Raw genomic sequence first — 11,305 nt, 5'->3', positions numbered from 1 at the left:
GTCGTCCTGATCGTGGGCACCGCCCTGCTCGGGGGCGTTCAGGTGATGACCGCCCGGGCCATTGGCGAGGGGAGGCCCGAGGAGACCGGCGCGGTCCTGCGGCGCGGCCTCGTCTATGGCGTCTGGGTGGGGCTCATCGCCGCCGTAGCTCTCTTCGCCCTTGGCCCCTTCCTCCTGGGCCTCCTTCGCCTACCGCCCGACCTTGTCCAGGGGGCGACCCCGCCGCTGAGGGTCTTCGCCCTCTCCATGCCCCTGTTCGTGATCGGATCGGCCCTGTCCGCCTGGCTGGAGGGACTCGGCCGTCCCCGGGTGGGCGCGGTGCTCATGTGGGTGGCCAACCTCGTCAACCTGGCGGCCCTTTTTGTCTTCGTTCCGGGGTCCTTCGGCCTGCCGGCGATGGGTGCTACAGGCGCGGCCCTGTCGACCCTGATCGCCCGCGCCAGCCTGACCCTGGCCCTTATCGTCTACGTCCTGAGGATGCCGGAAGCCCGGCTCTACGGGGTCTTCAGAAAGCCGCCAAAGACCCCATCTGGTGCGGACGAGCAGACCCAGATCGGTCTGGGATCAGGCGCATCGGGGTTCTTCGAGGCGGCGGCCTTCGCCGGGATGAACGTCATCGCCGGTTGGCTCGGGACCCTGCAGGTGGCGACCTGGAGCATAGTGGTCAACGTCATCTCCGTGGCCTTCATGGTTCCCCTGGGCATAGCCACGGCGGTCTCGGTGCTGGTCGGCAGGGCCTACGGGGCAGGAGACGCCGAGGGCGTGCGCAGGATCAGCGCGATCGCCTATGCCGTGACCAGCGCCTTCTGCCTCGGGGTCGGCTTTGTTGTCTGGCTGGGCGCCGGCCCGATCGCCTCGGCCTATACGGTTGATCCCGGTACCCTGGCCCTGGCGGTCCCGGCGCTTGTCCTGGCAGCCGCGATCATCCTTCCCGACGCCCTGCAGGTGGTGGTGGCCCAGTCCCTGAGGGCCCGGGGCGACGTGCTGGTCCCCACCGTCACCCACTTCATCAGCTATGTCCTGGTCATGGCCCCCCTGGCCTGGTGGCTCGCCCTGCCCGCCGGGCGGGGCGTCAACGGCATCGTCGAGGGCGTCATGGTCGCCAGCGTGCTGTCCTCCGCCCTGCTGCTGGGCCGCTTCTTCCTGCTCTCGCGCCGTTTAGCACCCCCCCCGTCGGCCTGACGCCAACCCGCTTCCTCGCGTCGTTTGGTTCCCTGAGGGGGAGGTCCTGGGGATCGCCAGAAAAGGGGATGTATCCGTCCGCCAATTGCTCCCCCAAGAGGGAGCTCCGGACGAAGTCCGGTGAGGGGGTCAGCGGCACCTCAGTTGACCCCCTCCGTCCCGGGGCCTCGGCCCCGGTCCACCTCCCCCTGGGGGGAGGAATTAGAGCTGTGTAATTGCTCCACCTCAGGGGGAGCTCCCGGCGGAGCCGGGTTAGGGGGTCAGCGGCGCCTCAGTTGACCCCCTCCGTCCCGCTACGCGGTCCACCTCCCCCTGGGGGGAGGAATTAGAACTGTCTAATTGCTCCACCTCAGGGGGAGCTCCCGGCGAAGCCGGGTGAGGGGGTCAACGGCGCTTAAGCTGACCCCCTCCGACGCGCCGCGCGCGCCACCTCCCCCTGTGGGGCGGAATTGGAAAGCCATTGCGGCCCAGGGGAGAGGGTTAGCCTTCGACGCCCAGGATCCAGCCTTCCTCGCGTTCGACGTCGGCGGCGATCTCGGGACTGAGTCCCTTGCCGGGGCCGAAGACCGGGCCGAGTTTTCCGGCCTCGTCCAGGCGGGCGAAGTGCTCGGCGGTCGTGCGGACCTGGGCCAGGTCCTTGACCTCGCCCGGGCCAGCCTGGATTTTGAAGAGTGAGGGGTAGACCTCGGCGGCGACCACCTCGACACCCGCCAGGTCGGCCTCAGAAAGGGCGTGGAAGCCCGTCTCGAAGGGCCAGATGCGGAAGCCCTCGCCCCGAGACGCCTGCAGGCGGCGCACGAAGGGAATGCCCAGCAGGGCCTGACCGCCCACGGAGCCGTTGTAGTAGAGCTTCCAGATCGAGGCCGCCTTGGCCGCTGCATCGGCGTGGCGGAACTCGGGCAGATCGTCTGGGCCGTGCTCGCGCGAGCGCTTGGGCTGGAGGGTGGTCAGGGTGTCCTTGGGCGGGCAACCCCAGAAGGGGAAGGGCCCACCTGTCATCCGCCGGTTGATCTCCGAGCCGACGCCGAACCGGTTGTTGGTGTTGTCCGGCTTATCCTTGACCATCCTGTCCAGCTGGTCCCAGGCCGCCCGCCAGGGCGCCTCGCCCGGCAGGTTCAGGGCTGCGGCAAAGCCGCGGGGGAAACCGAGGGGGAAGTCGAAGCCCAGGAGGGCCCGTTCCGACCGCTTGCGGAAGTCATCCAGCAGGACAGTGAGCTTCTTCTCGGCCTCTGCCCGGGTGGGGGGGTTGAAGGCCTCGAAGGTCAGTCGGAAGCGGACGTCCCGCTTCATGACGCCGATCCAGACGGAGTCCGCCCCGGTGGTCGGCTTGGCGGCGGCGCTCCAGTCGACGATGACGTAGGCATTGAACAGGCGGGACACGGGCAGGCTCCGGTTTGTGCTCGACTTCTTTAGCGTCTGGGAGGCCCTGCGCCAACGGGTGGACTTGGTCGGTGACGGAGGGCGTGGAAATGTCGGGAAAATCCGGAGATAAACCCTTCCATGACCGACGCCCTGCGCACCCCTGAAGACCGGTTCGCGAACCTGCCTGATTTTCCCTGGACCCCGCATTACATCGACGACCTGCCAGGCTACGCGGGCCTCAGATGCGCAGTGATCGACGAGGGCTGCGACCCTGACGCCGGAGACCAGCCCACCTTCCTGTGCCTGCACGGCGAGCCGACCTGGAGCTTTCTCTATCGCCGGATGATCCCGGTCTTCCTGGCCTCCAGGGCGAGGGTCGTGGCGCCAGACCTCTTGGGCTTCGGGCGGTCGGACAAGCCAGTAGACGACGCTGTCTATGGCTTCCACTTCCACCGCCGGATGCTGCTGGCCCTGGTGGAGCGGCTGGACCTGCGGAACATCACCCTCGTGGTCCAGGACTGGGGCGGTCTGATTGGTTTGACCCTGCCGGTGGACGAAGCCTTCCGGGGCCGGCTTTCGAGACTGATTGCAATGAACACGACGCTCGCTGCGGGGACTCCCCCGTCCGAGGGTTTCCTGGCCTGGCGCGCCTACGCCAAGGCCAACCCAGACCTGGCGGTGGGCGCCCTCATCGGGCGCGGGTGCCCCCACCTGTCCCAGGCCGAACGCGCCGCCTACGACGCCCCCTTCCCGGATATCCGCTACAAGGCCGGCGTCCGGGCCTTCCCCGAGCGGGTCATGACCGATCCGGGGATGGAAGGCATTGAGGAGAGCCTCGCGGCCCGGGACTTCTGGTCCCGGGACTTCAACGGCAAGACCTTCATGGCGATCGGAGAGGCCGACATGGTGCTCGGGGCGCCGGTCATGGAGGACCTGAGGCGCTTCCTGCCCAACTGCCCCGAGCCCCTGCGGATTCCCGAGGCGGGCCACTTCGTCCAGGAGTGGGGCGGCCCCGTCGCCGAAGCCGCCCTGAGGTCCTTCGCCAGCGGTTAGGCCAGCTTGACCAGCATCTTGCCCATGTTGGCACCGGTGAAGAGCCCGATGAAGGCGTCAGGAGCCGAGGCGATCCCCTCGAGGACGGTCTGGCGCCACTTCAGCTTGCCCTGGCCGTGCCAGGCGCCGAGTTCCTTCAGGAAGTCGCCCCTCATGTCCCAGTGGTTGGAGACGATGAAGCCTTCCAGCCGCAGGTTCTTGCCGATGATCAGGGCCATGTTCGAAGGGCCCGGGACCGGCGCCTCGGCATTGTACATGGAGATCATGCCGCAGATGGCGAGGCGGGCGTTGGGGCGGGCCGCGTTGAGCGCCGCCTCGAGGTGTCCGCCGCCGACATTGTCGAAATAGACGTCGATACCCTCCGGAGCCGCTTCGGCCAGGGCCGCGGTCAGGGCCGCAGCGGAGTCGCCTGTGGCCTTGTAGTCGATCACCGCGTCGACCCCGATCTCGTCCTTGAGGAAACGCGCCTTCTCTGCGCCGCCGGCCGAGGCGATGACCTTGTGGCCCTTCAGCTTTGCAATCTGGCAGACCAGGGAGCCAACGGCCCCGGCGGCGCCGGAGACGAAGACCACATCGCCCGGCTTGAGGGCGGCCACCCGGAGCAGGCCGGCATAGGCGGTCAGGCCCGGCATGCCGGCGACGCCCAGGAAGGCTTCGGTCGGCAGGCCGTGGGTGTCCAGCTTCTGGACGGCGCCGGCCGGGGCGTTGAAGGCCTCCCGCCAGCCGAAGTTGGACTGGACGAGGTCGCCGGGCTTGAGGGACGGGTCGTTCGAGGCGATCACCTCGCCGATGGCGCCGCCCTCGAGGGGCCGGCCCAGCTGGAAGGGCGGGACATAGCTCTTCACGTCGTTCATGCGGCCGCGCATGTAGGGATCGACGGTCATCCAGGTGTTGCGGACCTGGACCTCTCCGGCGCCCGGCGCCGGCAGGTCGACCGAGGCGAGCTCGAAGTTGGCGGCGGCAGGCAGGCCCTGCGGACGGCTGCGCAGGCGGATTTCCCGGGATGTGGTCATGTCTTCCCCCTAAATGTCTTGGTGAGGCGGCGGTGCCGCCGGTCTGTAACTGACCCCATGGTGGCGTCTGCAGGCGCGGAATGCTAGGCGCAAGCGCGGTTTGCGGAGCAGAGAATGAACAAGGTCCTGAGGGGCGGCGTGATCGGGGCCGGGGTATTCGGCGGATACCACGCGCGTCAGTACGCCCAGGCCGAGGGTGCCTGCCTGGCCGCCGTCTTTGATCCAGACCTGGAGCGGGCCCGGGAGGTCGCTGCCCGGCATGAGGCGACGGCCTTCGATGACCTCGACGCCTTCCTGGCCAGCGTAGACGTGGTGACCGTGGCCTCGCCCGGTGTCCGCCACGCCGAAGGGGCATTGGCCGCGCTCCGGGCGGGACGTCCGGTCTATGTGGAGAAGCCACTCGCGGTGGATCTCGAGGAGGCGGATCGCATCGTTTTGGAGGCCAGCCGTCGGGGGCTGGTCGTCGCCTGCGGCCACCAGGAGCGGGTGGTCTTCCAGGCCATTGGCCTGTTCAGCGCGCCCGAGCGGCCGCTGCGCCTCGAAGCCCTTCGCCAGGGACCGCAGAGCGAGCGCAGCCTCGATATTTCGGTGATCCTGGACCTGATGATCCATGACCTGGACCTGGCCCTGTCCCTGGCCTCGGGGTCGCCCCTGGCGGCGGAGGGGGAGGGTGATGTCGCCTACAGCGGCGGCCTGGATGCCGTTCGCGCCGAAGTGACCTTCGATGACGGCTTCACGGCGGTCTTCGACGCCTCGCGGATGGCACCGGAGCGCCGACGCAGCATGCGGGTCGTCTATCCCTCCGGGGAGCTCGAGATCGACTTCCTGGCCCGGACCTTTCGCAACACAACGGGGTTCGACCTGAACCCGGACTTTGCCGAGACCCCCGGGGCTCGCGATCCCCTCGGTGCCAGCGTGGGGGCCTTCCTGGCCTGCGTGAGGGGGGACCGGGACCGTCCCGTGGTCACCGGCGAAGAGGCAGCCCGGGCCCTCGACCTGGCCCTTGCCATCGAGCGAGCGGTGGACGAATCCGGTCCCCGCCACCATGTCTGACTGTATCCACAGGAGATCTCCATGACCCGCCTCTATGATTTTGACTTCACGTCCATCGACGGCCTGCCGCTGCCGATGACCGAGTTCCGCGACCGCGCCGTACTGGTGGTCAACACCGCCTCCCGCTGCGGCCTGACCCCCCAGTACGAGGGGCTTGAGGCCCTCTACGCCCAGTACCGGGAGCAGGGCCTCACCGTCCTGGGCGTGCCCTGCAACCAGTTCATGGGCCAGGAGCCCGGGACCGAGGCCGAGATCAAAGAATTCTGCGAGACCCGGTTCAAGATCGACTTCCCCCTCACCGCCAAGGCGGACGTGAAGGGCGCCTCGGCGCATCCCTTTTACAAGTGGGCGCTCGAAACCCTTGGCGAAGCGGCAGATCCATCCTGGAACTTCCACAAGCTCCTGGTGGGTCGCGACGGGCAGCTGATCGCCGCCTTCGGTCCGCGTACCGATCCGCAGGCCCCTGAAATCGTCTCGGCAGTGGAGGCGGCCCTTGCCGCACCTGCCGGCGCGTGACGGAAGGGGACGTCGAGAGCCTCTTCAGCGAGGCTGTCGCTCATCACCGGGCGGGGCGCGTCCAGGCCGCCGTGGCCGGGTACCGGGAGGTACTCGGCGCCGTCCCGGCCCATGGCCATGCGACCTACAACCTCGGGGTGGCGCAACGCGCCCTCGGCCAGGTCCGCGAGGCGATCGCCCTCTGGACCGGTCTCGTGGAGCGCGAGCCGGGCCGGATCGAGGCCCTGCTCGCCCTTAGCCGGGCCTTTCGAACCCTTGGCGATGACCCGCGGTCCCTGGATTACGCCATCCGCGCGGCCGACCAGGAGCCACGCTCTGCGGACGCCCACAATCTCCGGTCCAACGCCCTGCGCAGCCTGGGGCGGAACGGCGAGGCCCTGGAGGCCCTGGATCTCGCCCTGGCGGCGGACCCGGGCTACGCCCTCGGGCACGCCAACCGCGGCCATCTCCTGTCGGCCCTGAAGCGACACGCCGAGGCCGTCCAGTCCTATCGCGCCGCGCGGACCCTGGACCCGTCCCTTCCAGACCTCACCGGTGCCCTCCTGGACCAGCAGATGCGCGGCTGCGACTGGCGGGACTTCACGGACCTCCAGTCCGAGGTGCGCGAGGGGGTGCGGCGCGGCGAGCCCGTCACCATCCCCTTCACCTTCCTTGCCCACAACGACGATCCTGCGGACCAAATGGCCTGCGTGCGCACGCACATGAAGGTCCGCTTCCCGGAACTCCCCGCGCCGGCCTGGCGGGGCGAGACCCAGGTCCATGACCGGATCCGCGTCGCCTATGTCTCGTCGGACTTCCGCACCCACGCGGTCTCCCAACTCCTGGCAGGACTCCTGGAGGCGCACGACCGTTCGCGCTTCGAGATCCATGGCTACGCCCTTCCGCCGCAGATGGCCGATGACATGCGTCGCCGGGTGGCGGCGGCCTGCGACCGGTTCACGGATGTCTCCGCCTGGAGCGACGAGGCCATCGTCGCGCACATGCGGGAGGCTGGCGTGGACATCGCCGTGGACCTGAACGGCTTTACGACCTTCTGCCGGCCGGGGATCTTTGTGCGCCGGTGCGCGCCCTTGCAGATCAACTACCTCGGCTATCCGGGGGCCATGGGAACCCTCGCGGCCGACTACATACTGGCGGACTCCGTCGTCATTCCGGACGCAGGATCGGTACATTACGACGAGAAGATCATTCGGCTTCCCTTCGCCTACCAGCCGAACGACAACCGCCGCCAGATCGCGACCGAAACGCCGACCCGGGCGGAGGCGGGGCTACCAGAGCGCGGCTTCGTCTTCTGCTGCTTCAATGCCAGCTACAAGATCACGCCCCCCGTCTTCGACGCCTGGGCCGATCTCCTCGCCAGCGTACCGGGTTCGGTCCTGTGGCTGCTCGGCGGCGATCCGGTCATCGAGGCCAACCTCCGCGCCGAGGCCGCCCGCCGGGGTCTCGATTCGGACCGGCTGGTCTTTGCCCCCAAGCGGGCCCTGCCGGAACACCTGGCCCGGCACCGGCTGGCGGACCTGTTCCTCGACACCTTGCCCTACAACGCCCACACCACGGCCAGCGACGCCCTCTGGGCCGGCCTGCCCCTGGTGACCTGCGCCGGTCGCAGCTTTGCGGCCCGGGTCGCCGCCTCGCTCCTGCGGGCTGTGGGCCTGCCGGAACTGGCGACCTCGTCTCTGGAAGCCTACCGCGACCTCGCCCTGGCCCTGGCCCGGGACCCCGACCGCCTGGGTGCCCTGAGGGCCAAGCTCGCCGCCAGCCTCGCCACTGCACCCCTCTTCGACACCGACGGGACCCGTCGGCAGGTGGAGGCCGCCTTCGGGATCGCCTGGCGTCGGCACCTGGCTGGCCTCGAGCCCCGCAGCTTCGACGTCCCGCCAGACGCCTGAGCCCTCAGTCCTCGCGGATGCGGCTGCTCCGCCGGGTGTCCGGCATCAGGATATAGGTCGCGAGGGACAACAGGATCACCGCGGTCACGTAGATGTAGAAGCCCGGCTCACGCCCGGCGCTCTTGAAGCTGAGGGCCACGAGCTCGGCGGTGCCCCCGAACAGGGCGTTGGCGATGGCGTAGGGCAGGGCGACCCCCAGGGCGCGGATCTCCGTCGGGAACATCTCGGCCTTCACGATGGCGCTGACCGAGGTGTAGCCGCTGACCACGGCGAGGCAGCCGACCACGATCAGGAAGGCGGCCCAGGGATCGCGGGTTTCGGCAAGGGTTGAGAGGGCAGGCCAGGTCATCAGCGTTCCGCCGATCCCGAAGGCCAGGAGCAGGGTCCGTCGGCCGAAACGGTCGGAAAGGGCACCGGACAGGGGCTGGAGCAGGACGAAGACGGCCAATGCCGCCGTGGTGATCAGGTTCGACTGGTCCTTCGAGAAGCCCGAGGTGTTGACCAGGAACTTCTGCATGTAGGTGCCAAAGGTGTAATAGGCGAGGGTCCCACCAGCGGTCAGGCCCATGACGATCAGGGTCTCGCGGGGGTATTCGCGCACCAGTCTGAGGGTTGCCGTGGGCGAGGCGTCCCGGGCCTTGAAGGACGGGGTTTCTTCCATCCCCCGCCGCATCAACAGGACCGTCGCCGCGATCAGGGCGCCGACGATGAAGGCCACGCGCCAGCCCCAGGCGCTCATCTGGTCCGGCGTCAGGACGGCGGTCAGGACCAGCAGGAGCAGGAGGGCCAGGAGCTGGCCGGTCATCAGGGTGGCGTAGAAGACCCCCGACCAGAAGCCCCGCCGGTCCCTCGCCGCCATCTCCGAGAGGTAGGTGGCGCTGGCCCCGTACTCGCCGCCCATACTGACGCCCTGGAGAATACGGGCGAAGACCAGGATGGCGGGGGCCGCCAGGCCGATCTGGTCATGCCCCGGGCACAGGCCGATGACCAGGGAGCCCAGGCACATGAGGGCCACCGAGGCGATCATGGCCGCCCGCCGCCCCGACCGGTCGCCGTAGAGCCCCATGATCCAGGCGCCGAAGGGCCGGGCCAGGAAGCCGACGGCATAGACCGCCGCTGATCCCAGCAGCTGGGCGGTCTGGTCCCCCTTCGGGAAGAAGGTCGGCGCGAAGTAGAGGGCGAAGGCGGCGTAGACGAACCAGTCGAAGGTCTCGACCATGTTGCCCGCCGAGGCCGCCAGGATCGAGCGCATCCGGGAAGGGCCCGCAGTCTGGTTGTGCGCCATGAAGAACCCCCCGATTTTTCGCCGATCTAGCCTGCTTTGCCGCCCCTGTCGCCGCCAGGGCTTTCAACCCCGCCGCCCGGCGTTTACGGAGAACCTGACATCGACGAGGAGGCCCCGCCATGATCCGCAACCCTGATGGCTCCTGGGACAAGTCCCGCCTGCCGAGCCGCCATGTGACCGAAGGCCCGTCTCGTGCGCCGCACCGGTCCTACTATTACGCCATGGGCCTGGGCTCGCGCGAGATCGCCCAGCCCTTCGTGGGCGTAGCCTCCTGCTGGAATGAGGCGGCACCCTGCAACACTGCCCTCATGCGCCAGGCGCATGCGGTGTCCGAGGGGGTGAAGAAGGCCGGCGCCACCCCGCGGGAATTCTGCACCATCACTGTCACCGACGGGATCGCCATGGGCCATGAGGGCATGCGCTCGTCCCTCGTCAGCCGCGACGTGATCGCCGACTCCGTCGAGCTGACCATGCGCGGCCACGGCTACGACGCCCTGGTGGGTATAGCCGGCTGCGACAAGTCGCTCCCCGGCATGATGATGGCCATGCTGCGCCTGAATGTGCCCTCGGTCTTCCTCTATGGCGGGTCCATCCTGCCCGGGTCCTGGCAAGGCCGGGACGTCACCGTGGTCGACGTCTTCGAGGCGGTCGGCCAGCATTCGGCTGGCAAGATGAGCCTGGACGACCTCTGCTCCCTCGAACAGCACGCCTGTCCGTCTGACGGGGCCTGCGGTGGCCAGTTCACCGCCAACACCATGGCCTGCGTGTCCGAGGCGATCGGCCTGGCCCTGCCGCTCTCCGCTGCCCTCCCTGCGCCCTACCTGAGCCGTGACGCCTATGCGGTGGCCTCGGGCGAGACCGTGGTCCGCCTGATCGAGACCCAGCTGCGGCCCCGTGACATCGTCACCCGCAAGTCCTTTGAGAACGCCGCTGCGGTGATCGCGGCGACGGGCGGATCGACCAACGGCGCCCTGCACCTCCCGGCCATGGCCCATGAGTGCGGCATATCCTTCACCCTGCGCGACTTCTCCGAGATCGCCCAGCGCACCCCGCACATCGCGGACCTGAAGCCCGGCGGACGTTTCGTGGCCAAGGACATGGGCGAGGCCGGCGGCATGCCCATGCTTCTGAAGACGCTCCTGGAAGGCGGCTACATCCACGGCGACTGCATGACCATCACCGGCAAGACCATCGCCGAGAACGTCAAGGATGTGGTCTGGCGCGACGACCAGGAGGTCATCCGCACGGTCTCCAACCCGCTTTCGCCTACCGGCGGCCTGGTCGGCCTCTGGGGCTCGCTTGCGCCTGAGGGCGCCATCGTCAAGGTGGCGGGCATGATCTCGCACCGCTCGCACCGGGGCCCGGCCCGGGTCTTCGACGGCGAGGAGGCCTGCTTTGAGGCCGTGGAGCGCGGCGACTACAAGGACGGCGAAGTCCTGGTCATCCGATACGAGGGCCCCCGCGGGGGTCCTGGGATGCGGGAAATGCTCTCGACCACGGCGGCGATTAGCGGACAGGGGCGCGGCGACAAGGTGGCCCTGGTCACCGATGGCCGCTTCTCCGGTGCGACCCGCGGCCTCTGTATCGGGCATGTCGGCCCCGAAGCCCAGCTCGGCGGTCCGATCGGCCTTGTTCAGGACGGTGACATCATCTCAATCGACTCCGACGCCGGAAAGATCGACCTCGAGGTGGAACCCGCCGAGCTTGAACGCCGTCGCAAGGCCTGGAAGCCCCGGGTCACAGGCTATGGCTCAGGCGCCCTTTGGAAGTACGCCCAGATCGTCGGTCCCGCCCACGAGGGCGCTGTCACCCATCCCGGCCAGGCCGGTGAAAGCCACGTCTACGCCGACCTCTAGATCCTGTTCCGATCCAGGGGACCCGGTTATCGGATCGAAATAGGCTCCAGGGGATCGGTCAGGGCAGGGCGGAAACCCCGGCGATGAAGGGATGGG

Annotated in this window: 9 protein-coding genes; 6 read left to right on the top strand and 3 right to left on the bottom strand. The window is 68.7% G+C overall.

The window, feature by feature from the left end; genetic code table 11:
* A partial coding sequence (locus tag WCJ52_RS08145) for an MATE family efflux transporter (protein WP_336902809.1) occupies positions 1-1,182 on the top strand: 1,182 nt, incomplete at its 5' end.
* A 480-nt stretch (positions 1,183-1,662) separates the two neighbouring features.
* On the opposite strand, the gene WCJ52_RS08140 is transcribed toward WCJ52_RS08145, so the two are convergent.
* Complete coding sequence (locus WCJ52_RS08140) at positions 1,663-2,562, bottom strand: cobalamin biosynthesis protein CbiG (protein WP_336902808.1); 900 nt, start codon at positions 2,560-2,562, stop codon at positions 1,663-1,665.
* A 120-nt stretch (positions 2,563-2,682) separates the two neighbouring features.
* On the opposite strand from WCJ52_RS08140, the gene WCJ52_RS08135 reads away from it, so the two are divergent.
* Entirely contained in the window at positions 2,683-3,597 is a 915-nt protein-coding gene (locus tag WCJ52_RS08135; protein WP_336902807.1) for a haloalkane dehalogenase, read from the top strand.
* On the opposite strand, the gene WCJ52_RS08130 is transcribed toward WCJ52_RS08135, so the two are convergent.
* Positions 3,594-4,610, bottom strand: a complete 1,017-nt coding sequence (locus WCJ52_RS08130) for an NADP-dependent oxidoreductase (protein ID WP_336902806.1) — start codon at positions 4,608-4,610, stop codon at positions 3,594-3,596. The genes WCJ52_RS08135 and WCJ52_RS08130 overlap by 4 nt on opposite strands.
* Positions 4,611-4,724: 114 nt before the next feature.
* On the opposite strand from WCJ52_RS08130, the gene WCJ52_RS08125 reads away from it, so the two are divergent.
* Genes WCJ52_RS08125 through WCJ52_RS08115 form a run of 3 tightly spaced genes read left to right on the top strand, consistent with a single transcriptional unit; the run spans position 4,725 to position 8,068 of the window.
* The gene (locus WCJ52_RS08125) at positions 4,725-5,663 is read left to right on the top strand and encodes a Gfo/Idh/MocA family oxidoreductase (RefSeq protein WP_336902805.1); all 939 of its coding nucleotides are present in this window, start codon (positions 4,725-4,727) and stop codon (positions 5,661-5,663) included.
* 21 nt (positions 5,664-5,684) lie between these two features.
* Complete coding sequence (locus tag WCJ52_RS08120; protein WP_336902804.1) at positions 5,685-6,179, top strand: glutathione peroxidase; 495 nt, start codon at positions 5,685-5,687, stop codon at positions 6,177-6,179.
* Positions 6,176-8,068 (top strand): tetratricopeptide repeat protein, encoded by a 1,893-nt coding sequence (locus WCJ52_RS08115; RefSeq protein WP_336902803.1) that lies wholly within the window; start codon positions 6,176-6,178, stop codon positions 8,066-8,068. The genes WCJ52_RS08120 and WCJ52_RS08115 overlap by 4 nt, the downstream gene beginning before the upstream one ends.
* Before the next feature lie 4 nt (positions 8,069-8,072).
* On the opposite strand, the gene WCJ52_RS08110 is transcribed toward WCJ52_RS08115, so the two are convergent.
* Entirely contained in the window at positions 8,073-9,353 is a 1,281-nt protein-coding gene (locus WCJ52_RS08110; protein WP_336902802.1) for an MFS transporter, read from the bottom strand.
* A gap of 119 nt (positions 9,354-9,472) precedes the next feature.
* On the opposite strand from WCJ52_RS08110, the gene ilvD reads away from it, so the two are divergent.
* A complete protein-coding gene (gene ilvD, locus WCJ52_RS08105; protein ID WP_336902801.1) occupies positions 9,473-11,209 on the top strand; it encodes a dihydroxy-acid dehydratase in 1,737 nt (578 codons plus the stop codon).
* The last annotated feature ends 96 nt before the right edge of the window (positions 11,210-11,305 follow it).

Origin of the sequence: Phenylobacterium sp. (assembly GCF_037138395.1) — a bacterium.
Lineage (GTDB): Bacteria > Pseudomonadota > Alphaproteobacteria > Caulobacterales > Caulobacteraceae > Phenylobacterium.
Note: the sequence above shows the minus strand (reverse complement) of the source record. Positions and strands in the feature narration are given on the sequence as shown.

Bases quoted from the DNA above. Each gene is read 5' to 3' on its own strand.
- WCJ52_RS08135 (WP_336902807.1), top strand. From the start codon at position 2,683: ATGACCGACGCCCTGCGCACCCCTGAAGACCGGTTCGCGAACCTGCCT.
- WCJ52_RS08130 (WP_336902806.1), bottom strand. From the start codon at position 4,610: ATGACCACATCCCGGGAAATCCGCCTGCGCAGCCGTCCGCAGGGCCTG.
- WCJ52_RS08125 (WP_336902805.1), top strand. From the start codon at position 4,725: ATGAACAAGGTCCTGAGGGGCGGCGTGATCGGGGCCGGGGTATTCGGC.
- WCJ52_RS08120 (WP_336902804.1), top strand. From the start codon at position 5,685: ATGACCCGCCTCTATGATTTTGACTTCACGTCCATCGACGGCCTGCCG.
- WCJ52_RS08110 (WP_336902802.1), bottom strand. From the start codon at position 9,353: ATGGCGCACAACCAGACTGCGGGCCCTTCCCGGATGCGCTCGATCCTG.
- ilvD (WP_336902801.1), top strand. From the start codon at position 9,473: ATGATCCGCAACCCTGATGGCTCCTGGGACAAGTCCCGCCTGCCGAGC.